General features: G+C 72.1%; 18 protein-coding genes and 1 pseudogene. 10 read left to right on the forward strand and 9 right to left on the reverse strand.

All coding sequences use genetic code 11. The features are described from left to right. Window position 1: 1 nt before the first annotated feature. The 4 genes from RIN46_RS01150 to RIN46_RS01165 all read right to left on the reverse strand — a co-directional run bounded on the left by RIN46_RS01150 (window position 2) and on the right by RIN46_RS01165 (window position 7056). Entirely contained in the window at window positions 2–1549 is a 1548-nt protein-coding gene (locus RIN46_RS01150) for a PQQ-binding-like beta-propeller repeat protein (protein WP_309080621.1), read from the reverse strand. Between the two features lie 206 nt (window positions 1550–1755). Then, a complete protein-coding gene (locus RIN46_RS01155) occupies window positions 1756–4125 on the reverse strand; it encodes a SulP family inorganic anion transporter (RefSeq protein ID WP_309080620.1) in 2370 nt (789 codons plus the stop codon). 287 nt (window positions 4126–4412) lie between these two features. Continuing rightward, the gene (locus tag RIN46_RS01160) at window positions 4413–5150 is read right to left on the reverse strand and encodes an FCD domain-containing protein (protein WP_309080619.1); all 738 of its coding nucleotides are present in this window, start codon (window positions 5148–5150) and stop codon (window positions 4413–4415) included. Between the two features lie 106 nt (window positions 5151–5256). Continuing rightward, the gene (locus tag RIN46_RS01165; RefSeq protein WP_309080618.1) at window positions 5257–7056 is read right to left on the reverse strand and encodes an L-lactate permease; all 1800 of its coding nucleotides are present in this window, start codon (window positions 7054–7056) and stop codon (window positions 5257–5259) included. Window positions 7057–7271: 215 nt separating this feature from the next. Here RIN46_RS01165 and RIN46_RS01170 point away from each other — a divergent pair, with 215 nt between their 5' ends. From RIN46_RS01170 to RIN46_RS01190, 5 genes are all read left to right on the forward strand, one after another. Then, on the forward strand, window positions 7272–8120 hold the full coding sequence (locus RIN46_RS01170; protein ID WP_309080617.1) for a (Fe-S)-binding protein: 849 nt from the start codon (window positions 7272–7274) through the stop codon (window positions 8118–8120). Further along, window positions 8117–9592 (forward strand): LutB/LldF family L-lactate oxidation iron-sulfur protein, encoded by a 1476-nt coding sequence (locus tag RIN46_RS01175; RefSeq protein ID WP_309080616.1) that lies wholly within the window; start codon window positions 8117–8119, stop codon window positions 9590–9592. The genes RIN46_RS01170 and RIN46_RS01175 overlap by 4 nt, the downstream gene beginning before the upstream one ends. Further along, window positions 9589–10230 (forward strand): lactate utilization protein C, encoded by a 642-nt coding sequence (locus RIN46_RS01180; RefSeq protein ID WP_309080615.1) that lies wholly within the window; start codon window positions 9589–9591, stop codon window positions 10228–10230. Before RIN46_RS01175 ends, RIN46_RS01180 begins: the two co-directional genes overlap by 4 nt. Window positions 10231–10631: 401 nt before the next feature. Continuing rightward, window positions 10632–10997, forward strand: coding sequence for an L-rhamnose mutarotase (locus RIN46_RS01185; protein WP_309080614.1), 366 nt, complete (start codon window positions 10632–10634; stop codon window positions 10995–10997). A 7-nt stretch (window positions 10998–11004) separates the two neighbouring features. Then, entirely contained in the window at window positions 11005–12354 is a 1350-nt protein-coding gene (locus tag RIN46_RS01190; RefSeq protein WP_309080613.1) for an MFS transporter, read from the forward strand. A gap of 120 nt (window positions 12355–12474) precedes the next feature. Here RIN46_RS01190 and RIN46_RS01195 read toward each other — a convergent pair whose 3' ends face one another. Then, on the reverse strand, window positions 12475–13521 hold the full coding sequence (locus tag RIN46_RS01195; protein ID WP_309080612.1) for a YafY family protein: 1047 nt from the start codon (window positions 13519–13521) through the stop codon (window positions 12475–12477). Between the two features lie 61 nt (window positions 13522–13582). Between RIN46_RS01195 and RIN46_RS01200 the strand changes: the two genes are divergently transcribed. The 5 genes from RIN46_RS01200 (at window position 13583) to RIN46_RS01220 (ending at window position 17876) form a co-directional block, all read left to right on the forward strand. Continuing rightward, window positions 13583–14194 (forward strand): DinB family protein, encoded by a 612-nt coding sequence (locus RIN46_RS01200; RefSeq protein WP_309080611.1) that lies wholly within the window; start codon window positions 13583–13585, stop codon window positions 14192–14194. Between the two features lie 77 nt (window positions 14195–14271). After that, window positions 14272–14865 (forward strand): DinB family protein, encoded by a 594-nt coding sequence (locus RIN46_RS01205; RefSeq protein ID WP_309080610.1) that lies wholly within the window; start codon window positions 14272–14274, stop codon window positions 14863–14865. A gap of 227 nt (window positions 14866–15092) precedes the next feature. Then, window positions 15093–16274: a trypsin-like serine protease gene (locus RIN46_RS01210; RefSeq protein WP_309080609.1), complete on the forward strand. Its 1182-nt coding sequence runs from the start codon at window positions 15093–15095 to the stop codon at window positions 16272–16274. 274 nt (window positions 16275–16548) lie between these two features. Beyond that, window positions 16549–17550, forward strand: coding sequence for a hypothetical protein (locus tag RIN46_RS01215; RefSeq protein WP_309080608.1), 1002 nt, complete (start codon window positions 16549–16551; stop codon window positions 17548–17550). Window positions 17551–17552: 2 nt separating this feature from the next. Continuing rightward, window positions 17553–17876 carry a hypothetical protein gene (locus RIN46_RS01220; protein ID WP_309080607.1) on the forward strand — a complete coding sequence of 108 codons (324 nt, stop codon included), beginning with the start codon at window positions 17553–17555 and terminating at the stop codon, window positions 17874–17876. Between the two features lie 170 nt (window positions 17877–18046). Here RIN46_RS01220 and RIN46_RS01225 read toward each other — a convergent pair whose 3' ends face one another. The 4 genes and pseudogenes from RIN46_RS01225 to rhaI all read right to left on the reverse strand — a co-directional run bounded on the left by RIN46_RS01225 (window position 18047) and on the right by rhaI (window position 23871). Then, window positions 18047–19537, reverse strand: coding sequence for a rhamnulokinase family protein (locus RIN46_RS01225; RefSeq protein ID WP_309080838.1), 1491 nt, complete (start codon window positions 19535–19537; stop codon window positions 18047–18049). A gap of 60 nt (window positions 19538–19597) precedes the next feature. Next, window positions 19598–21658, reverse strand: a complete 2061-nt coding sequence (locus RIN46_RS01230) for a bifunctional aldolase/short-chain dehydrogenase (RefSeq protein WP_309080837.1) — start codon at window positions 21656–21658, stop codon at window positions 19598–19600. A 147-nt stretch (window positions 21659–21805) separates the two neighbouring features. Next, a pseudogene (locus RIN46_RS01235) lies at window positions 21806–22693 on the reverse strand (alpha/beta hydrolase fold domain-containing protein); the annotation flags it as partial. After that, on the reverse strand, window positions 22690–23871 hold the full coding sequence (rhaI, locus tag RIN46_RS01240) for an L-rhamnose isomerase (RefSeq protein WP_309080606.1): 1182 nt from the start codon (window positions 23869–23871) through the stop codon (window positions 22690–22692). The gene rhaI and the pseudogene RIN46_RS01235, both read right to left, overlap by 4 nt. Window positions 23872–23876: the final 5 nt, after the last annotated feature.

A 23876-nucleotide genomic window follows, 5' to 3' on the forward strand; every position in this document is an offset into this window, starting at 1 on the left:
CTCACGTGTCGCTGGTCGCCGCCTCCGACTCCGGCAGACGGTAGCCCACCATGCCGTCGGTGGCGCCGAGGACGACGTACTCCTCGTTCCGGTGGCCGACCCGGCGCAGCTCGCCGACCGTCGGCGCCGCCTCGGCGACCGCACGGTCCTCGCGGTTGCAGGCGAAGGACGCGTCGGCGCGCGGCGGAGTGACGAGGTCGTCTCCACGGCTCCAGGTCCCGGAGCCACGGCTGGCGGAGAACCGGCGAACTTCGAGACTCTCTCGCGGCGCCGTGCAGATCACGGTCTCCTCGAAGGCCTCCGCGAGTGGCGACCGTTTCCCGGATTCCATCGAGACGGCGAGGGCCTCTCCAGCAGCGTCCACGAGCTGCACGTGTTCGGCTCCGGGGGCGATCAGGGGGCGGCCGTCGATCGCGTCCAGGACGGTCGTCCCCGTCTCGACGCGCCACAGCTCGTCGCCTGTCTCCAGATCGATCCCCGCGACGTAGGCGACCACGCCTTCTTCGGCGAGATCCGGTCCCTCGTCTGTATCGGTGCGCGTCAGCGTGCCCTCGGCATACCCGCACACCACGAGGACCTGCAGCTCCTCGTCGAGGCGGGATTCCTCGCAGCGCGACGTCCCCGGCACCGACCAGAGCGTCTCCCCGGTCTCGCGGTCGAGCCGCACTGTCCTCTCTACCGCGGGCAAGTCGAAGACCGTGGTGGTGCCGTCCTCGGAGGTCTCGAAGTGCCCGAACGCCGTGCCGACGAGCGGCGAGCCCTCGGAGTCGTACCAGCCCCATCCGGCCTCGAGCTCGTAGCCGTCCCCGAAGACCTCGGAGTACGTCCGCGTCCACGCGATCTCCCCGTCGCGGCCGTAGCCGAGCTCGGCTGCCTCAGCATCCGTGCCCGGCGACACCGAGAGCCGGTCCCCCAGCATCCACGCGCCTCGGTCGACGAGCGGGATCTCGCGCTCGGCCGGGTCGTGGTTCTGCCAGCGGCCGAGCTCCCAGTCGAAGGCCACGTGCGTGTCCGGGGACCAACTGCCCCGATCCGGGCTGGTGGCGTACCACCACGAGGCCCGGGCGCAGAACGTCTCGCCGCAGTCCTCGGGCATGCTGGCATAGGCCGGCTGCGCCCGGGCGACGCCCACGCGCTCACCGCTGGCCGCGGCGACGACGCGCAGCTCGCCCGGGCCGTCGTCGACCGGCGCGTAGTAGGCGGCGTAGGTCTCGCCGTCCCGCTCGACGGTGGCGACGGCGGGGACCCGGCCGCCGTCCCGCGATCCGAACAGCGCCGGCTCCCGCCACAGCTCCTCGCCAGTGGCCACCTCCCGGGCGAGCAACTGCATCTGACCGCGGTCGGCGACATACGCCAGCACGACGTCGTCCACCCACACCAGATCGCTCATCAACTGGTCGCCGGACTCCCAGACGAGCTCGGCCGACGCCTCGAGCCGGCGCTGCTCGGCCGCCGCGGCGCGCTCCTCCTCGCTCGGCCCGCAGCCGGCGAATGCCAGCACCCCCGCCAGGCCGAGGACTGCGGCGACCGCCGCCCGCACACCGGGCACGGAGCCCCGTCGTACACCGGACCGTCGTCGAACGCGGGAACGGCGGCCCGCCCCGGTGGGACGGACACCGGGGACGGTACGGTGCGGGGCGGTCCTGGAAGGGACGGTGCTGGAAGGGACAGTGCTGGAAGGGACGGTGCTGGAAGGGACGGTGCGGGTGGCGGTCACGGCTGCTCCTGGCGGGTCGTCGGGTGGGCCGTCCGAACCTATCCGGCGGGCAGCGGCGGTTTCGACCCCTGGCGCCGACCTGTGGACAACGTCCCCGGGGCGCCTCGGAGGAGGTCGGCCTCCGCGTCGGTGAGCGGCTCGAACCGGTCGCCGTGCAGGACCTGCAGCGTGCCATCGGCGACGTCCAGGAAGAGGCCGATCAGGCGGACGTCCCGACCGTCCAGCAGGCGTTCCAACTGGTCCAGCGCGACGGCGACATTCACCTGGGCGAGCTGGTCGTGCTCGCCCAGTCCGGCTGCCGCGGCGCGGGCGCCGACCGGGTGCCCCGCCCGCCAGGACCGGATCGCCGGCGCCGCGTGCGCGAGCCAGTCCCCGACCGGCCCCGGAGCGGCACCGGCGGCCGGCTCCGCGAGGACGGCCCTCAAGGCGCCGCAGGACGAGTGGCCGCAGACGATCACGGTGTCCACGCCGAGCTCGTCGACGGCGAAGAGCAGCGGCGCGGAGACCGAGGCCTCGGTGCCCGGCACGAGGTTGCCCATGTTGCGGGCAGTCAACAGGTCGCCGGGGCCGCTGCTCGTGATCAGGTTCGGGACCAGCCGCGAGTCCACGCAGCCGAGGAAGAACGCCCGCGGCTCCTGCCCGGCGGCCAGCCCCCGGTACACGTCCCGCAGCCGCGGCGCCTGCCGGCGGTGGTACTCGCGCACACCCGCGACGAGCGGATGCGCCTCGGCCGGACCGCGCGAGGACCTCAGCCACGAGCCCCACGGGAGCAGCCCGCGCGGGCTGACCGGCGCCGCCTTCCGCGGACGCTCGGCCGGCGAGACGGCGAGCCCCGTCGCGGAGGCGGGCCCGGTAGGACCGCGGCCGGTGCGATCGTGCCCGCCGTGGTGCGCGGCGTCGTCGTGCCCATCGCCGTCCCCGCCGCGCTGCTCGTAGCGGGCCACCCAGTCGGAGAGGTGGTCGCGCGCGGCCGGGTCGAGGTAGTCGACCAGCAGGTCGACCTCCACGACCTGGCCCTCGGGCAGCGCCTGCAGGTGCCGCAGGACCATCGGCATGGCGAGGAACGTCAGGCTGCCGCGGAGGTCGACGAGCCACAGCTCCCGGCCGTCCGGGGCCTCGCCGGCGCGGCGGACGTCCACGGTCAGGCGGAGCACCCGCCACAGGACCAGGGCGACGGCGGCCAGCAGCCCCAGCAGGACGCCCTCGATGAGGTTCAGGAGGAGGACGCCGAGCACCGTGACCGCGTAGATCCAGAGCTCACCGCGCGCCCGGGCCTGCGCGATGTCGCGGCGCCGCACCAGATTCACGCCCATGACGATCAGGAGCCCGGCCAGGGCGGCAAGGGGGATCTGCTCGATCAGCCCCACCAGGACCAGGGCGAACAGGAGCACCCAGACCCCGTGCAGCACGGCGGAGGCCCGGGTCCGGGCGCCGGCGGCGACGTTGGTGGAGCTGCGGACGATCACGCCCGTCACCGGGAGGCCGCCGAGCAGGCCGGACGCGGAGTTGGACAGGCCCTGACCCACCAGCTCGCGGTCCAGGTCCGCCCGGCGTCCCTGGTGCAGCTTGTCCACGGCGACGGCGGAGAGCAGGCTCTCGACGCTCGCGATCAACGCGATCGTCAGGACCGCGCCGGCCACGGCCAGCGGGGTGCCCTCCGGCAGCGCCACGTTCCCGAGCGCGTCGGAGAGATCGCCGCCGAGGTCCACGCGTTCGGCGCCGGGCAGCCAGAGGGCGGCGGCGACCGTGACCGCTGCGACGGCCACCAGCTGGCCGGGAACGGCCCTCGCCCGCGCGGGCATGCGCGGCCAGCGCAGGAGGAGGACGACGACGCCGGCCGCCGAGACGACGGCGTGCGGATTCATCCCGGCGGCGTTCGCGACGGCCGCCTCGACGTTGGCCAGGGGGCTCGACTCCGAGTTGCCCCCGAGCGCCACATTGAGCTGGCCGAGCACGATCGAGATCCCGATGCCGGCAAGCATCGCACTGACCACGGTGGGCGAGATGGCGAGGGCGTACCGTCCCAGGCGCGTGACGCCGAGGACGATCTGCAGGATGCCGGCGGCGGCGGTGATGGCGCAGGTCGCGGCCCAGCCGAACTGGGCGACGACCTCGGCGACCACCACCGTGAGGCCGGCGGCCGGCCCGCTCACCTGCAGGACGGATCCGCCGAACAGGCCGGCCACGATCCCGCCGACGACGGCGGCGATCAGACCGGCGGCCACCGGGGCGCCGGAGGCGACAGCGATGCCGAGCGAGAGTGGGACGGCCACGAGGAACACGACGAGGGACGCCGGCACGTCGAAGCGGGCGTCGTGGCGGAGCCAGACCCGCCACCCGGGGACGACTCCTGGGTCCTGCGAGCGGGCGCGGGACGTCGCCGGCGGAGAACTGGAGGAAGTGGACACGGCTACTCCTTGGTGCATCTTCGGTGTTGTTTCCCGGGCCCGTCCGGCCCGGCGCCGTCAACGTATTTTTGGAAGATGAGCCGAGAATGAGAAGGAGGCCTTCATGCCTCGTGTTACGCCTGGTGACCAGGGATTCTGTCCGGAATGACAGGGAATTAGAACCCAGAGAATTAACAGGGACAGGTAATTCCGTTCATGACCGGAAAATTACGTGCCGAATAAACTAACGGGCCGCTCTGGGGCGAGTGAGGATTCTGCACGCCGGAGGAGACGCGCTGCGCTCGGCGTCAGCGGCTCGAGTCGGCCACCTGATCGTGGAACCAGACGATGTGCTCGGCGACCAGCCGGGCGGCGTCTGACCGGCGCCCGTCGGAGACCGCCCCGAGGATCTCCCGGTGTTGCGCGCGCAGCGTGCCGACCACACGGTCCCAGTCGGCCTCACTGTTGATCGACTCGGCCACGTAGTCGCGGATGGACAGGCGCAGAGACTCCATCATCGCCTCGATCACGGCATTGCCGGCCAACGAGGTCAGGAGCACGTGGAACCGCGAGTCGAGGTCGTGGAACTCGCTGCGCGGCGTCGCGGGGTCCTCCATGGCCCGCAGGAGCTCCGCCGCCTCGTCGAGGACCGAGCGGCTCCGCTCCGGATCGGCCTCGAGGTCTGTTGCCCCCGCGGCCCATGACTCCAGCAGGATGCGGGTCTGTACGATCTCCTCGACCTGGAGCTGGCGCGTGGCGACGTGCATCCGCAACGCGGCGGCGAGCCCGGCCGCCGGACGCGACACGACGACGGCGCCGGACCTGGGGCCGGAACCGGTGGCGGTCCGGACGACGCCGAGCACGTCGAGGATCCGGATGGCGTCCCGGACCGACGCCCGCGAGAGGCCATGCATCTCGGCCAGGGCGCGCTCTCCCGGGAGCTGGTCGCCCAGCTTCAGCGCGCCCGAGCGCAGTTCCGCCTCGATGGCCTCGAGCACGGCCTCGTAGGCCCGCGGGCTGGAGGGCTTGGGGGGCTGGCTGTTCACCGATTAATCCTCGCACACGGACGAGGGAGCGCGCCCGGAACCCGCGCACCCCCCTCCCCTCGTTGCGTGCCGACGGCTTCACCTGCCGCGGCAGGCGTGCGTGCGTTCAGCCTACCGAGGACCGGCCTGTCGGCTGCGGGGCAACCAGCCGCGGCCGCTGCTTCAGCATCCACCGGATCGCCACGGCGATGCCGGCCAACAGGAGGACCAGCATGGCCGTCGCGAGGTTCAGCCCCAGCCCGTGGATGATCAAGAGTGCGAGCGTTCCCGCGGCCAGGCAGTAGTAGATCGTCACGATGACGGTCTTGCGCAGCAGGTCGCCCTCACGGCCCAGCATCCCAACGGTGGCGGACGCGGCGACGATGTTGTGGATGGAGATCGGATTGCCACCCGCACCGCCCACGGCCTGCGCGGCGACGACGGTCTCCGGCGGGACGCCGATCTGGGCCCCGGTGGAGAACTGGAACTGAGAGAAGGTCAAGTTGGACACGGTGTTGGAGCCCGCGACGAAAGCGCCGAGGGCACCGACCCAGGGGGCGATCGCGGGCCAGGAACCGCCGGAGACCGCGGCGGCGGCCTCGGCCAACGTGACGGGCATGCTGGAGAGGCCGGACGCATTGAGCTCCGGGCCGGACTGGATGAGGATTCGGACCAGCGGCAGCGCGAACAGGAGCGCAACGGCGGTGCCGAAGAGCTGCCCCGCGGAGACCTTGAAGGCGCGAGCGATCTGTTCCCGGTTCATGCGGTGCAGCACGAAGCCGAACACCGCGGCGAGGATGAGCATGAAGCCCGGAAGGTAGAACGGCTGCACAGTCGTACTGATGCCCGTCCCCAGGATGTCCTCGACGGGGATGGCGAGCCCGACGAGGAACTCCTTGAGATCCGGAATGACGCGGGAGGCAACGAGCAGCACGCCCATCAGAACGTAGGGCGCCCAGGCGCGGAGCGTGCTCATCCCGGACAGGTCGGCGGCCTTCGCCGGTTCCAGCGTTCCGGTCCAGCGCGCCTCCCAGCCCGAGGCGGGGCCGAAATCGAAGGTGTCCCGGGGCATCAGGAACCCGCGGCTGGAGGTGTACATCACGATCACCAGGCCCAGGAGGCCGCCGAAGAGCGAGGGGAACTCCGGCCCGAGGAACTTCGCGGTCAGCACCGAAGGGATAGTCATTGCGACGGATGCATAGAGGGCGAACGGCCAGATGGCCAGGCCGTCGCGGAAGCGCCGCTCCGGACCGAAGAAGCCGGTGAGCATGCAGACGAGCAGCAGCGGGATGAGCAGGCCGACGACGGCGTGGATCGCGGCGACCTGGAAGCCGATCGCGTTCACGAATTCGGGCATGGTCAGGCCGAGCACCTCGACGCGCTCCGCGACGGCGGGATCGCCCCCGAGTCCCTGGTTGACGCCGATCAGGATGGGCGTGCCCACGGCCCCGAAACTGACGGGGGTGCTCTGCACGATCAGACCCACCATCACGGCGGCCATGGCCGGGAAGCCCATCGCCAGGAGCAGCGGTGCGACGACGGCGGCGGTTGTCCCGAAGCCGGAGGCTCCCTCGATGAAGCTTCCGAACAGCCAGCCGATGATGATGGCCTGGACGCGGCGGTCCGGGGAGATGTTGTTGAATCCGGCGCGGATCGTGGACATCGCACCGCCGACGGTCAACGTCGAGAGCAGCAGCAGGGCGCCGAACACGATGTAGAGCATGGTCCCGGCGACCACGAGCCCCTCGAGCGAGGCGGCCACGATGCCGGAGAAGTCCATCCTCCACACCAGCATCGCCACGACGATGGCGACGACGTAGCCGACGGGCATGGCGTATTTCGCCGGCCAACGGAGGCCGGCGAGGAGCACGCCGACCACCAGGATCGGCGCGAGCGCCAGGAGCGCGAGTACAGCCAGGTTGTCCATATCTCTGGTCCTCTCTGACCAGTCCCGCGCTGCGAGGGGGTCCCGCGAGGTCGCGCCGAGACGGCGAAGGTATGGTCTGACCACAATGGTCCGACCACAGAAGCATAACCCAGGACGTGAGGCACGTCACCCCCGGACGGCGCCCGGTGGAGTGGTGGACGCCACTGCAGAAGCGTGCCTACTATGGTCTGACCACATACCGAGAGAAGCCCTCCATGCGAATCGCCCTCTTCGCCACGTGCATCGTGGACGCCATGTACCCGCGCGTCGCCCGCGCCACGGTGCGGATCCTCGAGCGCCTCGGCCACCACGTCGTCTTCCCGTCCGGCCAGGCCTGCTGCGGCCAGATGCACACGAACTCGGGATACTTCGACGCCGCCACCAAGGTGGTCGCCAACCACGTCCGCGCCTTCGAGGCCGACGAGTACGACGTCGTGGTGGCGCCCTCCGGGTCCTGCGTCGCCTCGGTGAAGCACCAGCACCCCATGCTGGCCGAGCGCAGCGGCGACGCCGGGCTCAAGACCCGCGCCGAGACGATCGGCGCCAAGACGTACGAGCTCTCCCAGCTCCTCGTCGACGTGCTCGGCGTGACCGACGCCGCCGCGCAGCTCGGCAGCCACTTCCCGCACACGGTCACCTACCATCCCTCGTGCCACGGCATGCGCCTGCTGCGCCTCGGCGACCGCCAGCTGAACCTGCTGAGGACGGTCGGCGGGATCGACGTCGTCGAACTCCCCGAGGCAGACCAGTGCTGCGGCTTCGGCGGCACGTTCGCGATGAAGAACTCCGAGGTCTCCAGCGCCATGCTCGAAGACAAGGCCCGGAACATCTGCTCCACGGGCGCCTCCCTCTGCTCGGGCGGCGACGCGTCCTGCCTCCTGCATATCGGCGGCGGCCTGTCCCGCTCCGGCGCGGCCGCCGGCACGCTGCACTTCGCGGAGATCCTCGCCAGCACGCTCGAGGATCCGGCCCGGCTGCCGGACTCGAGTGGCACGACGGCGGGCACGGGCACCCCCACGACCACCGGCACGGCGACCGGGACGACGACGGGAGCGACACGATGAGCACCACCTTCGTCGGGATGCCGGGCGTCCCCGGCCGCGGCAACCTGCACGCCGAGCTCCCCTTCCCGAAGGCGGCCAGGGCGGAGCTGACCAACCCGCAGCTGCGCGCCAACCTGCGCCACGCCACCCACACCATCCGCGACAAGCGGCTCCGCGTGGTCGGCGAGCTGCCGGACTGGGAGGATCTGCGCCAGGCCGGCGCCGACACCAAGAACGCCGCCATGGCGAACCTGCCGGCCCTGCTGGAGGAGTTCGAGCGGAACTTCACGGCCCGCGGCGGCACCGTCCATTGGGCGCGCGACGCGGACGAGGCCAACCGGATCGTCACCGATCTGGTCCGCGCCACCGGCTCGCCGGAGGTCGTGAAGGTCAAGTCCATGGCCACCCAGGAGATCGGCCTCAACGAGCACCTCGAGGAGCAGGGGATCCCCGCCTTCGAGACGGACCTCGCCGAGCTGATCGTCCAGTTGGGCCACGACAAGCCCAGCCACATCCTCGTCCCCGCGATCCACCGGAACCGGACCGAGGTCCGCGACATCTTCCTGCGCGAGATGCCCGACGTCGACCCCGCCCTGACGGACAACCCGGCCGAACTCGCCATGGCCGCCCGCGCGCACCTGCGCCGGAAGTTCCTCTCGGCGCGCGTGGCGGTCTCCGGCGCCAACTTCGCGCTCGCGGACACGGGCACGCTCGGCGTCGTCGAGTCGGAGGGCAACGGCCGCATGTGCGTCACGCTGCCGGAGACGCTGATCACGGTCATGGGCATCGAGAAGGTCCTGCCCACCGCGCAGGACCTGGAGGTGTTCATGCAGCTGCTGCCACGCTCGTCCACCGGTGAGCGCATGAACCCCTACACGTCCCTGTGGACGGGGGCGACCGCCGACGACGGGCCGCAGGACGTACACATCGTCCTGCTGGACAACGGCCGCACCAACGCACTTGCCGACCGGTACGGCCGCACCGCCCTGAACTGCATCCGCTGCTCCGCCTGCATGAATGTGTGCCCGGTGTACGAGCGGACCGGCGGCCACGCCTACGGCTCCACCTACCCGGGGCCCATCGGCGCGATCCTCTCGCCGCTGATGACCGGGATCGAGGCCGAGGACAACGGCTCGCTGCCCTACGCCTCCAGCCTCTGCGGCGCCTGCTACGACGCCTGCCCGGTCAAGATCGACATCCCCGAGATCCTGGTGCACCTGCGCGGCGAGGACGTCAAGGCCCAGCACGCGCACCGGAGGATGCCCACCGAGATGGACCTGCTGATGAAGGGCGCCGAGATGGTGCTGAGCTCCGGCCGGATGCTGGCGCTGGCGGAGAAGGGGCTGCCCCTGGGACGCCTGCTGGCCGGACGGGACAAGAAGATCAAGAAGCTGCCGGGCAAGCTCGCCGGCGGCTGGACGGCGTCGCGGGACATCCCGGCGCCCCCGGCGCAGTCGTTCCGCGACTGGTGGAAGAAGGAGGGCCGCGCATGAGCGCGCGCGAGGAGATCCTGGGCCGCATCCATGCGGCGCTCGCGGACGCCCCGGTGGCGCCGACCGTGCAGCGGACCTACCGGCGCGAGGCCGACCTGACGGGCGAGGAACTCGTCGAGATGCTCGTCGACCGGCTCGTGGACTACAAGGCGAACGTCGACGTCGTCGTCTCCGCCGACCTCCCCGCGGCGCTCGAGCGGCGGCTCGCCGCCGCCGAGTCCTACGTGGTCCCGCCCGGGCTGGCGGAGTCGCCGTGGTGGGGCACGCCGGCGCTGGCGGCCGACCCCCGCCGGGTGGTGGACGCGGTGCCCGCGCCGCTGTCCGTGACGGACCTGGACACGACGTCGGCCGTGGTCACGTCCTCGGCGGTGTCCGTCGCGGAGTCGGGGACCATCATCCTCGACGGCTCGGCGGAGATGGGCCGCCGCGCGATCTCGCTGGTGCCGGACCACCACGTGTGCGTGGTGCCGGCGTCGACGATCGTGCAGCTGCTGCCCGAGGCGCTTCCGCGCCTGGACATCACCCGCCCGCAGACCTGGATCTCCGGGCCGAGCGCCACCAGCGACATCGAGCTGGAGCGCGTCGAGGGCGTGCACGGACCGCGCGACCTCGACGTCGTCATCGTCACCGACCTGTAGCCCGCCGGTCCCGCGCCGCCTTCGGGGCAGCGAGCGTCGGCGAACCGTCGTTTCGAGGGACGGTTGGGGCGTCCGGTCCCCCGAAACGACGGTTCGACGCCCCGGTCCTCCGGGGGCGCACTGCGCCGGAGACCAGCAGGTCGGAAAGGGCCCGCCCCCCGGCCCCGCCCCGCGAGTTGAAACGTCTCAAAATGCGAGTAGACTGGACCGCGATCACAGGAGACTGAGGTCACAGGTCCACGTGAGGCCGGTCAACCGGGTATCGGTTCGGGCGGGAGTCCCGCCGGCACCCGCCTCGCCCCGGGCGGACCGACCCGCCACCACATGGACCCCGTGCATTCGAATCATGAAACGATTCATGCACCGGGGGCCGGCCGTCGAATCCGAACGAGGGAGTTTGCATGGACGCCACCAGCGGCACGATCGCCGACCTGGTCGAGCTGGGCCCGGATGTCACCGCCACCCGCGCCTGCTTCCTGCTGCACATCCGGCCCGAGCGGCTGGCCGAGTACGTCGAGGTCCACCAGCGCGTCTGGCCGCGGATGCTCGACGCGCTCCGCCGCCACGGCTGGCGCAACTACACGCTCTTCCTGCGCGAGGCCGACGGCCTGGTGGTCGGCTACTTCGAGGCCGACGACGTCGCGGCGGCCCAGGCCGCCATGGGTGCCGACCCCGTCAACGCCGAGTGGCAGGCCGAGATGGCGCAGTTCTTCGTCGAGGGCAGCGTCCAGGAGGCGCTGCTCCCCTACTTCCGCCTCCCCGAATAGGAACAGCATGTCCGCTCCAGCACAGAGCAGCAGCCGCCCGCACATCAGCGGGTGGAAGGCGACCATCGCCGTCGCCATGTCCAACTACATCGAGGCCGGCTCGATCATCGCCCTGGCCACGTCCCTGACCTTCTGGCAGGACTACTTCGGCTTCTCCAACCTCATGGTCGGACTCGTCGCCGCCGTCAGCGCCAACGCGTTCGGCGCCGCCGTCGGCGCGCTCATCGGCGGCCAGCTCGGCGACCGGTACGGCCGCAAGTTCATCTACACGTACGACCTCGTCGTCTACATGCTCGGCACCCTGCTGGTGGTCTTCGCCGCGCACCCGGCGATGCTGCTGACCGGCGTGGTCCTGACCGGCATCGCCGTCGGCGCGGGCGTGCCCGTCGCCTGGACGTACATCGCCGAGGAGGCCCCGGCCACGGACCGGGCCAAGCACGTCGGCTCGGCGCAGCTCGCCTGGTCGCTCGGCCCGGCGCTCGTCTTCCTCTTCGCCACCATCGTGGTGCCGCTGGGCCTGCTCGGGTCGCGCATCATCTTCGCGCACCTGTTCGTCGTCGCGCTCGTGACCTGGTGGGTCCGGCGCGGCCTCGCCGAGTCGGACACCTGGAAGAAGTCCAACGCGGAGCGCCTCGCCTCCGAGGCGTCCACCGGCATGCCGCGGCGCAACTACCGCGAGCTGCTCTTCAACCGCGGCAACCTGAAGGCGCTGCTGTTCCTCACCGGCGTCTACGCCCTGTGGAACCTGGTCGCGGGGCAGATGGGCATCTTCATGCCGCGCGTGTACGAGACCGCGGGCGTGGAGTCCGGGACGCACCAGAACCTGCTCCAGGTCCTCCTCTGGACCTGCACCGTGGCCGCCACCTACTGGGGCTTCATGAAGTACGGCGACCGCGTCTCCCGCCGGAAGCTCTACATCGTCGGCGCCGCGCTCGGCATCGCCGCGTGGGTGCTGCTGGTCTTCGCGCACATCACCATGCCGCTGCTGATCGTCTTCGCCGTCCTCTGGGGCGTCTCGGCGGGCATCGGCGCCCAGGCGTTCTACGCCCTCTGGGCCGCGGAGATGTTCGCGACCCGCTACCGGGCCAGCGCGCAGGGCGTCCTGTTCTTCGTCGCCCGCATCCTGGTGGGCGTGCTCAGCTACTGGTTCCCGACCATGCTGGCCGAGCAGGGCGTGCCGTTCGTCGGCTCCGTCATGATCGCCCTGCTCGTCGCCGCGCTGGTCATCGGCGCGATCGGCGCGCCGAACACCAGCGGCCGGACCCTCGAGGAGATCGAGGCCGAGCGCTACGGGACCGCCCCGGGCCAGAGCCCGGCGGACGTCTCCAGCACGACGCCGGCAGCCGGCACCCGCTAGCAGGCACGCCTCAGCACCGGAACTGAGCCCCGGCCCGACCAGTACCCCCTCTCCCCTCGAGGCTGGTCGCGGCCGGGGCTCGCGCGTCTCGGTGGTGACGCCCGCGGCGCGGTCGGACGGTCAGCCTCCCCCGCCGCCCGTCGCAGGCCGTCGGCCGCTGCCCGTGGCGCCGCCGTCGATCGACTCGCGGGCCGTCGGCCCGTCCCCCGTCATGGCGAGCAGTTGCTCGCCGAGCCGGGCGGCCGCCGCTGCGGCGTCGGCCGGTTCGAGGATGCGGCAGGGGAAGCCGAGCCGCGCGACGTGGAAGACCACGAAGTCCGGCGACGACGCCCCGGCGGTGAGCACGCACGCGTCCGGCCCGTCCGGCTCGATGGTCGCCGCAACGGCCGGCACGCGTGCCCGGACCTCGGCGGCCGGCGCCTCGACCCGGATCCGCGTCACGGAGGGGTAGGGACTGGAGGAGATCGCCCGGCCCACGAACTCGACCGGGTCCGGCGCCTCGCGCGGGCGGAACCGCCACCCCGTCCTGCGGACCGTGCCCACGCGGTCCAGACGGAAGGTCCGCCAGTCGTCCCGGTCGACGTCGTACGCCATCAGGTACCAGCGCCGCCCCGCCGAGACCAGACGGTACGGCTCCGCGCGCCGCTCGGCCAGATCGGAGGGGCGCCCGTACGCCGTGGCGTAGTCGAAGACGATCCGCTCCGGGGTGCGGATCGCCCGCGCGATCTCCACCAGCGTCGCCGAGGGCACGGACTCGCCGGCCGCGCGCGAACCGTCGAGCGAGACAGTCGACTGCGCGACGGCCTCCACCGAACCGCGCAGCCGCGAGGGCAGGACCTGATCCAGCTTGGCGAGGGCGCGCACCGCCGCCTCCCCCGCCCCGGCCACACTGCCGCCGGTGGCCAGCCGCAGCCCGACGGCGACGGCGATCGCCTCCTCGTCGTCGAGCAGCAGCGGCGGCAGCGCGCGGCCAGCCTCCAGGAGGTAGCCGCCGGCGGCGCCCTGCTCGGCCCGGATCGGATACCCGAGGTCCCGCAGGCGCTGGATGTCGCGGCGCACCGAGCGGGTGGTCACCCCGAGCTCGGCCGCGAGCTCCGTGCCGGACCAGACCGGTCGGGACTGCAGGAGGTTGAGCAGGCGCAGCGCGCGCTGCAATGTCTCGGCCATGTCCACAGCCTCCCACGGACAGCGGACAGATCCTGTCCTATATAGAGGTCAAAGTGGAGTCATGGAAACAGAACACACCGTCCACAAGACCCTCGAACACCGCTGGAACGAGCGCCTGGTCGAGCAGCTCGACGTCCACTGGCGGGTGGCTCTCCGGCCCCGCCTCGAGGGGCTGACCGACCACGAGTACCGCTGGGAGCCCGTCCCCGACTGCTGGGACGTGAGGCCCCGCGGGGAGAGCGGGCCGGCGTTCGACGGCGCGCTGACCGGCGGCGCCGGCGACTTCACCATCGACTTCGCCTTCCCCGAGCCGACGCCGCCGCCCGTGACGACCATCGCGTGGCGGCTCGGTCATCTGATCGTCGGCGTCCTCGGCGCCCGAAACGCGAGCCACTTCGGCGGCCCCGCCATCGACTATCGGACGCATGAGTACGCCGGCACCTCCGCCGCGGCGCTGGAGCAGCTGGACGACGTCTACGCGCGCTGGGTCTCCGGGGTCCGCGGCCTCGGGGAGGACGGGCTGTTCCGCCGCTGCGGCCCGGCCGAGGGGCCGTACGCGCAAAGCCCGCTCGCCGACCTCGTCCTGCACATCAACCGGGAGGTCATCCACCACGGAGCCGAGATCGCGCTCCTGCGCGACCTCTACGTCCATCGAGCCGGCGGCACGGACTGACGCCGTCCGCCCGGCCCCGGCCGCCCCCTCCCCACCGACCCTCCGCGGCCGATCCAGCCCCTCTGAAAGGAACCACCATGCCCGCCATGCCCGGCCCCGTCGCCGACGAGAAGTCCTCCCTCCTCGCCTTCCTGAATCAGCAGCACCAGAACTTCCGCACCGTCGCCTACGGCCTGACTGACGATCAGGCGCGCCTGGCCCCCACCGCGTCCACACTCTCGGTCGGGGCACTGATCAAGCACGCGGCAGCGTGCGAGGCCGGGTGGGTGGACCGGATCGCTGCCGCGCCCGGCTACCCCGCCGCCGACTCCGTCCCGTTCGAGGAGGCCGCCGCCGCGTACGCCGCCCAGTACCGGATGTCCGAGGCGGACACGCTCGAGGGACTGCTCGCCGCGCTCGACGAGCAGGAGCGCATCACCGAGACGATCGTCCAGGCGGCAGACCTGGACGCCGACGTGCCGGTGCCGCGCAACGCACCCTGGTTTCCCCGCGACATCGAGGCCTGGTCGGTGCGCTGGGTACTCGGGCACCTCATCGAGGAGCTCTCCCGCCATGCGGGCCACGCGGACATCATCCGCGAGAGCGTCGACGGCGCCACCTGGTTCGAGCTCATGGCCGGCATCGACGGGATGGCAGAGACGCCCTGGCTCAAGCCGTGGCAGCCGGCGTGACGACGCCCCTCCCGCCACGGCGTTCCGGCGTCGGGCCGCACCACGTCCGGCGGCACGGCATCGGGCAGTGCGGTGGATCCGGGTTCTTCGTCTCTGGATTGCCTCAAACGTCTGGTCAGCGCCCTCCCAGGCTTGCTTGACTCGGGAGGGGCTCCGCCCGGGCGGCGCACCCTGCTGTGCCCGTGCGCACGCGACCCGATGCCGACCGCCTTCCGAGGAGGAGCCACATGCGACCGCAACCGCCCCACGAGACCCGAACCGAACGCGGCTCGCCCCGCCCAACCGATTCGTCCGCCCGCCCGTCCCCCGGCCGCCGCCGGCGGGCGGCCCGGACCGCCGGCGCCCTCGCGGCGGCGGCTGCGCTCTTCCTCGGGGGAATCCAGCCAGCTTCCGCGTCCCTCCTCGGATCGCTGGCGGGCGGCGTCGGGCTCGGCGTCGGCGAGGACAGCGTCGGGCTCGAGGTTGAGGTCGACCTCGGGCCGCAGGAGGACCGAGGCTCGGTCTCCGCGGTGGTCGCCGCCGAGGAGGCCGCCGCCGCGGTCGCCTACTGGACGCCCGAGCGGATGCGCCTGGCCCAGACTGCGGATGCCCTCGTCGCGGACAAGATCCCCTCCACGACCCTGCTGAACCTCTCCGTCGAGCTCGGCCAGCCCACCAGGATCCGGGGCAACACCCCCGTCCTCGAGGACAGCTCCGGCGCCGGCGGCGCGCCGGAGGCGGAGACGCAGTCGGACGGCACGACCACCGAACCTGCCTCTGCGGGTGCCGCGGAGACTCCCGTACCCCACATCGGCAAGGTCTTCTTCACCATGAACGGCTCCGACTACGTCTGCTCCGGCAACGCCGTGGCCTCCGCCAACGAGTCGACCGTCGCGACGGCCGGACACTGCCTCCACGACGGCCCGGGCTCCTTCGCCTCCCGCTTCGTCTTCGTCCCCGCTTACCAGAACGGCTCGACCCCGTACGGCAAGTGGGCCGCCACGGAACTGCACACCACACCGCAGTGGGCCGCGGAGGGCGACCTCTCCTACGACGGCGGGTTCGCCGTCGTCGCACCGCAGGAAGGGGCGAGCCTCTCCGACACGGTGGGAGCGTCCGGCCTCGCGTTCAACCAGGCCCGGGGGCAGACCTACACCGCCTACGGCTACCCGGCCGGGGCACCGTTCGACGGCGAGACGCTGCAGTCCTGTCACGGCACGGCCACCGACGACCCGCACGGCCAGACCGCCTCGCAGGGGATCCCGTGCGACATGACCGGCGGCTCATCCGGCGGCCCCTGGTTCCTCGGGGATGGCTCCGGGGGCTACCAGAACTCCGTGAACAGCTTCCGCTACTCGGACCGGGAGACCATGTTCGGGCCGTACTTCGGCAGCGACATCCAGCGGGCCTATCAGCAGGCGGAGCGCTAGCCCGGGCGTCGCGACACCGCACGGGATCGCCTCGAACCCACGGCGAGCGGGGGCCGGGCCGGCCTGCCCGGCCCCCGCTCGCCGTCGTCGTGCCACCGCCGACATCCGCGGAACGACGCCCCTGCCGCGCTGCCGAGCCCGGGACGAGCGTCGATTTTTCAGGTTCTTTTGCTCAAGGGGCTAGTCAAAGTTCCGTCTTCTTGTTTGACTCTGTCCGTGACCCGACTGTGAACCAGGTCACGATTTGGAAAATCCACCACCTCTAGGAGGACCCATGAACGCAGCAGCATCCACCCCGCGCCGTCCCGACGAGGGCCGGCCGGCCTCTGGCCGGCGCCGAGCGGCGAGCATCCTCGGCGCCGTGGCGCTGGGCGCCGCCCTGTTGGTCGGCGGCACGCAGGCGGCCGCGGCCGACCCGAGCGAACGTGCCGGGACCGTCTCGAAGGGCATCTCGAAGCAGGAGGCGTCCTCGGCGGTCTCCTACTGGACGCCGGAGCGCATGAAGAACGCCACGTCCGCCGAGGTCCTGCTGGATGACAAGAAGAAGTCCAAGCCGAGGATCGAGATCGGCGCGCCGACCAAGATCAAGGGCGAGCGCCCGGTCCAGAAGGCCAAGCCGACCAAGAACACCTCGGAGACCCCGGTCTCCCACATCGGCAAGGTCTTCTTTACCATGAACGGCTCCGACTACGTCTGCTCAGCCAACGCCGTGGTCTCCGTCAACGAGTCGACGGTCTCCACCGCCGGGCACTGCCTGAACGAGGGCCCCGGCGGCTTCGCCTCGCGCTTCGTCTTCGTCCCCGCCTACGAGAACGGCTCGGCACCCTACGGGACGTGGGCCGCCACCGAGCTGCACACCACCCCGCAGTGGGCCAACCAGGGCGACATCACGTACGACGGCGCCTTCGCCGTCGTCGCCCCGGTCAACGGCCGGACCCTCACCGACACCGTCGGCGCCTCCGGGGTCGCGTTCAACCAGGCCCGCGGTCTGACCTACAGCGCCTACGGATACCCGGCGGCCCGCCCCTTCAATGGTGAGACGCTCGAGTCCTGCTACGGCAAGGCGACTGACGACCCGTACGGCCAGACGCAGTCCCAGGGCATCCCCTGCGACATGACCGGCGGCTCCTCGGGCGGCCCGTGGTTCATCGGCGCCGGCACCAACGGCTACCAGAACTCCGTGAACAGCTTCGGCTACTCCGGCGTCCGCAATACGATGTTCGGACCGTACTTCGGCACCGACATCCAGAACGCCTACCAGCAGGCCCAGAGCTAGACATGATCGACAACCCGGACCAGGATCCGCCGGCCGAGCACCGCATCGTCGCGAGCCCGGACGAGCAGATCGCCCACTTCACCCGCGAGCGCCGGCGTCAGGCGACGCCTCGCGAGATGGTGCTGCCGAGCCCCGGGGACGGCGACGACGACGCCCCCGAGGACGCACGCACCGGGCGGGACGGGGCGTCCGGGGACCCGGCGGCCGAGCACGGGGACACCGCATCCGGGGATAACGGCGAGCCGTCGCAGGACGACGGCGGCCGGTCCCCCGGTCCGTCGGAGCAGTCGCCCGGCCCCTCCGGGCGGTCGGGCGACTCCGGCTGACCGGAGCCGTCCCCCGCCGAGGGCCCGCGCGCGAGCTGCCGGGCCGTTGTCCGGCGACGCCCCGGCCGGGAGAGGTTCACTGCCTCTCCCGGCCGGGGCGCCTTCGTCTGCACTGCGTCGTCCTCGGCACTGCGTCTTCATCTGCGCTACGTCGCCCGCAGGCGGGGCGGTCAGCGCTCCGAGGGCTCGTAGCGGACGGGGTCGGCGGCGACGGACGCGCGGAGCTCGGCCAGGCCGCCCGCGATGAGTCCGGCCGCCCGGGCCTGGACCAGCAGGTTCCCCTGCGCCGTCGCCTCGACCGGCCCGGCGAGCACCGGGAGCCCCGTGGCGTCCGCGGTCAGCTGGCACAGCAGCGCGTTCTGCGAACCCCCGCCGACGATGTGGATAACCTCCGGCCGCTTCCCGGACAGCTCCGACGCCTGCCGCAGCGACGCCGCGTAGCCGGCGGCGAGACTGTCCATGATGCAGCGGACGGTCGCGGCCTGGTCGGCGTCGACAGGGCCCCGGGCCGCCGACGGCGCGCTCCCCCGGCCCGGGTCGGCCGTCGACGCTGCGGGTTCCGGCACGCTCCCGCCGTCGGACTCCACGGCGGCACGGAGCCGCGCCGGCATGCCGCCGGGCGCGATGAACTCCGGGGAGTTCGCGTCGACCACCGGCCCGCCGGCCGGCAGGGCCGCGGCGGCGGCCAGCAGGTCGGCCAGCGGCTGCTCCCGGCCCTCCTCGGCCCAGGCCCGCGTGCACTCCTGCAGCAGCCACAGCCCGCCGACGTTCTGCAGGTACCGGATGGTCCCGTCCACCCCGCGCTCGTTGGTGAAGTTGGCGCGGCGGCTCTCCTCCGTCAGCACGGGCTCGTCCAGCTCGAGGCCCACCAGCGACCAGGTTCCGGAGGAGACGTACGCGAACTCGCGATCCCCGGCTGGTACAGCCACGACGGCCGAGGCCGTGTCGTGCGAGCCGACGGCCACCACGCGCACGGCCGGGTCCAGCCCCGTCTCCGCGGCGACCTCCGGCAGGAGCGTCCCGTAGGCCTCCCCGGGCGCGATGAGGTCGGCGAACACCTGCGGCACCCCGATCGCCTCGAATACCTCGGCGGACCAGGCGACCTCCCGCGCGTCGAACAGGGCCGTGGTGGACGCGTTGGTCTCCTCGGTCCGCTCGGCCCCGGTCAGCCAGTAGGCCAGCAGGTCCGGGATCATCAGGGCGCGCTGGCCGGCCAGATCCCGCTCCGCGGCCAGCTGGTAGACGGTGTTGAACGGCAGGAACTGCAGCCCGCCGATCGCGTAGAGGCGCTCCGGCGGGATCGCCGCGTGCACGCGCTCGACCACGGGCTCGGTCCGGCCGTCCCGGTACGCGTGCGGCGGGGCCACGAGCTCGCCGTCGGCGTCGAGCAGCCCGTAGTCCACGGCCCACGTGTCGATGCCGATCGACACCACGCGCTCGCCGCTCTCCCGTACGACGGCGGCAGCGGCCTTCAGCCCGTCCGTCACCTCGCGGTGGATCGCCCGGGCGTCCCAGTGCAGGGTGCCGTCGATCTCGGTCACGCCGTTCGGGAACCGGTGGACGATCTCCATCGCCAGGCGCCCCGGCCGCCCGGCGTCGCCCGGGACCAGCCGTCCGATGATGACGCGCCCCGACGAGGCGCCGATGTCCACGGCGATCATCGCCTCGCCCGGTGCGGCGTGCGCGCCCGGACCGGACGTCGTCGTACTCACCGCCGTCGCCTAGCGCAGGAACGCGGCGGCCACGCCGGCGTCGACCGGGATGTGCAGGCCGGTGGTGTGGGACAGGTCCGCGGTGCAGAGCGCGAAGACCGCGTTGGCGACGTTCTCCGGGAGCACCTCGCGCTTGAGCAGGGTGCGCTGCGCGTAGAACTTGCCCAGGTCCTCCTCCTCCACGCCGTACACGGCGGCGCGCTTGGCGCCCCAGCCGCCGGCGAAGATGCCGGAGCCGCGGACCACGCCGTCGGGGTTGATGCCGTTGACCTTGACGCCGTACTCGCCGAGCTCGGCGGCCAGCAGGCGGACCTGGTGGGCCTGGTCGGCCTTGGTGGCCGAGTAGGCGATGTTGTTCGGGCCCGCGAACACGGAGTTCTTGGAGGAGATGTAGACGACGTCGCCGCCCATGTCCTGCGCGATCAGCACCTTGGCGGCGGCACGGGAGACGAGGAAAGAGCCCTTTGCCATCACGTCATGCTGCAGGTCCCAGTCCTTGACCGAGGTGTCCAGGAGGGACTTGGACAGGGAGAGGCCGGCGTTGTTGACCACGAGGTCCAGGCCGCCGAAGGCCAGGACGGCGGCATCGACGGCGGCGGCGACCTCGTCCTCGCTGGTGACGTCGGCGCGGACGCCGATCGCGACGTCGGTGGAGCCGATCTCCGCGGCGACGGCCTGGGCCTTCTCCAGGTCCAGGTCGGCGATGACCACGCACGCGCCCTCGGCGGCGAGGCGCTCGGCGATGGCCTTGCCGATGCCGGAGGCGGCGCCGGTGATCAGGGCGATGCGGGTGGCCAGCGGCTTGGGCTTGGGCATGCGGGCCAGCTTGGCCTCCTCCAGTGCCCAGTACTCGATCCGGAACTTCTCCGACTCGTCGATCGGGGCGTACGTGGAGACGGCCTCGGCGCCGCGCATGACGTTGATGGCGTTGACGTAGAACTCGCCGGCGACGCGTGCGGTCTGCTTGTCCTTGCCGAAGCTGAACATGCCCACGCCCGGGACCAGGACGATCGCCGGGTCGGCGCCGCGCATGGCCGGGGAGGAATCGTCCGCGTAGCGGTGGTAGTAGGCCGCGTAGTCCTCGCGGTAGGCGGCGTGCAGCTCGGCCAGGCGTGCCTTGGCGTCCTCGATGGAGGCGTCCGCCGGGAGATCGAGGACCATCGGCTTGACCTTGGTGCGCAGGAAGTGGTCCGGGCAGCTGGTGCCCAGGGCGGCGAGCTCGGCCAGACGCTCGGAGCCGAGGAACTCGAGGACCTCGGGGGCGTCGGTGAAGTGGCCGACCTGCGGCTTGTCGGTGGAGGCGAGGCCGCGGATGACCGGGGCCAGTGCGGCGGCCTTGGCGCGGCGCTCCGCCTCGGGGAGGGCGCCGAAGCCGGACTTCGCGGCACCGAACGGGTCCTTGCGGCCGTGCTCGGCGATGTACTGCTCGGCGGTGCGGATGATGTGCAGGGAGTTCTGCTCCGACTCCTCGGCCGTGTCGCCCCAGGCGGTGATGCCGTGGCCGCCGAGGATGCAGCCGATCGCCTGCGGGTTCTGCTCCTTGATCCGGGCGATGTCCAGGCCGAGCTGGAAGCCGGGGCGGCGCCACGGCACCCAGACCACCTGGTCGCCGAAGATCTCGGCGGTGAGCTTCTCGCCGTCGACGGCGGTGGCGATCGCGATGCCGGAGTCCGGGTGGAGGTGGTCCACGTGGGCGGCGTCGACCAGGCCGTGCATGGCGGTGTCGATCGAGGGGGCGGCGCCGCCCTTGCCGTGCAGGCAGTAGTCGAACGCGGCGACCATCTCGTCCTCGCGCTCGACGCCCGGGTACACGTTCACGAGCGCGCGCATGCGGTCCAGGCGGAGGACGGCCAGGCCCTGCTCGGTCAGGGTGCCGAGGTCTCCACCGGAGCCCTTGACCCAGAGGAGCTCGACGTCCTCGCCGGTCACCGGGTCCTGCTCGGTGCCCTTGGCGGAGGTGTTGCCGCCGGCGTAGTTGGTGTTGCGCTTGTCGGCGCCCAGGCGGTTGGACCGTGCGATCAGATCGGCGACCGTCTGGTGGGTCTGGCTCTGCGGCGTCTCAGTGCTCATGGCTTCTTTCCTTCGTGAGAGAGGTGCGAAAGTCGCGGTATTCGTAGCTGATGGGGGAAGGGGGCGGTCGCCGGTGAGGAGGGCGGCGAAACGCTCGACGGTGTCGACGGCGCGCGGCGCCTCGTGAGGGCGGTTCAGGTAGCCGTGCGTGGCGCCGGGCTCGACGGCGAGCTCGATGTCGGCCCCGGCCTCGCGGAGCGTCGCGGCGAAGGCCTCGGCGGAGACCCGCAGCTCGTCGAGCTCGGCGACGGTGATGCACGACGGCGGGAAGCCGGCGAGCTGCTCGATCGTCGCCGTGCCCGGCACGGCCTCGAAGGGAGCGCTCTCGGCCGGACCGGCCGAGCCAAGGTAGTTCTCGTAGAACGCCCGCACGACCGCGGGGGCGAACTGGTCGGTCAGTCCCGCCTCGGCCAGGGCGGACCGGAGCTCCTCCCCGACCGGTGGCTGGATGGCGTGGAGGGTCGGGTAGGCCAGCAGCACGCGCCAGGGCACTGAGGTGTCGGGGGCGGAGGTCCCGGACACCGAGGCCACGGGTCCGGCGGGGGCGTCGAACCCGTCCGAGCCCTTCCCGGCGACCTGTCGGTGGCCGGCGAGCAGGCGCAGGGTGGCGCCGGCCGCCAGGTTCGCACCGGCGCTCGCGCCACCGAGGGCGACCCGGGCCGGGTCGGCACCGAGTTCGTGCGCGTGCTGGCGCGTCCAGGCGTGAGCGAAGACGATCTCCTCGAGCGCCACGGGGAAGTGGACGCCCGGGCGGACCTCGCCGCCCCAGCGGGCCTCGCCGTTGAGCGGAGCGAGCCGGTAGTCGACCGAGACGACCGCGACGCCGCGCTCGGCGAGTCTGCGGGCCACCCAGTCGGCCTCGGCCATGTCCAGGTCGCCGACGGCGAATGCACCGCCGTGCGCCCAGACCAGAGCGGGGGCCGAGGGCGGCCGCGGCACCCGCCCGCCGCCGTCGGACGACTCCGGGCCCGCCGGCAGGTAGGTCCGCACGGGGAGGCCCCCGTGCGGTCCGTCGAGCACCAGGTCTCGGATCATGCGCCCCAGCTGGCCTGCTGCCCGCCCTGGCGCTCCTCGTTAATCCGGGCCTGGTAGCCGGACTCGGTATAGGCGGCCAGCGGGTCCGCGGGCAGGCCGCGGGACTCGCGCCACTCGGCCAGCGCCGGGCGAACGTCCGTGTAGAAGGCGTCCATGAAGACCGCGTTGGCCGCCAGGACGTCCTGGTTGCCGCGGGCCTCGGCGAGGGCGTCCTGGTCCACGAGCAGCGCGCGGGCCGTCATCTCCTGGACGTTGAGGACGGAGCGGATCTGCCCCGGGATCTTCTCCTCGATGTTGTGGCACTGGTCCAGCATCAGGCCCAGGTCCGTGCCCTCGTCCAGGCCGCCGCCGCGCACGACCTCGGCCATGATGCGGAAGAGCTGGAACGGGTCGGCGGCGCCGACGATCAGGTCGTCGTCCGCGTAGAAGCGCGAGTTGAAGTCGAACGAGCCGAGCTTGCCGAGGCGCAGCAGCTGCATGACGATGAACTCGATGTTGGTGCCGGGCGCGTGGTGGCCGGTGTCGAGGCAGACCTTGGCCTTGTCGCCCAGCGCCGCCACCTGGGCGTAGGACGTACCCCAGTCCGGGACGTCCGTGTGGTAGAACGCCGGCTCGAAGAACTTGTACTCGAGCACCATGCGCTGCTCGTCGCCGAGCGCGGCGTAGATCTCCGCCAGCGACTCGGCCAGGTTGTCCTGACGCTGGCGCATGTCGCCCTGCCCGGGGTAGTTGGTGCCGTCGGCGAGCCAGATCTTGAGGTCCTTGGAGCCCGTGGCGGTCATGATCTCGATGCACTCGAGGTGGTGGTCGATCGCCGCGCGGCGGACCGCGGCGTCCGCGTGCGTCAGGGAGCCGTACTTGTACTGGTCCGCCTGGAACGTGTTGGAGTTGACGGTCCCGATGGTCATGCCCAGGTCCTCGGCGTAGCGGCGCAGTGCCGCGTAGTCGTCCACCTTGTCCCACGGGATGTGGAGTGCGACGGCGGGGGCCAGGCCCGTGGTCCGGTTGACCTGGGCGGCATCGGCGATCTTCTCCTCGACGGTGCGGGGCGTGCCCGGGGTGGTGAAGACCTTGAAGCGGGTGCCGGAGTTGCCGTAGGCCCACGACGGGACCTCGATGGCCAGGCGCTCCAGCTGCGGCGCGATGGCGCTCAAGCCGGCGGCGGACAGTGCGGTCATGGGAT

Origin of the sequence: Zhihengliuella sp., from assembly GCF_031178195.1 — a bacterium.
Classification (GTDB): domain Bacteria; phylum Actinomycetota; class Actinomycetes; order Actinomycetales; family Micrococcaceae; genus Zhihengliuella.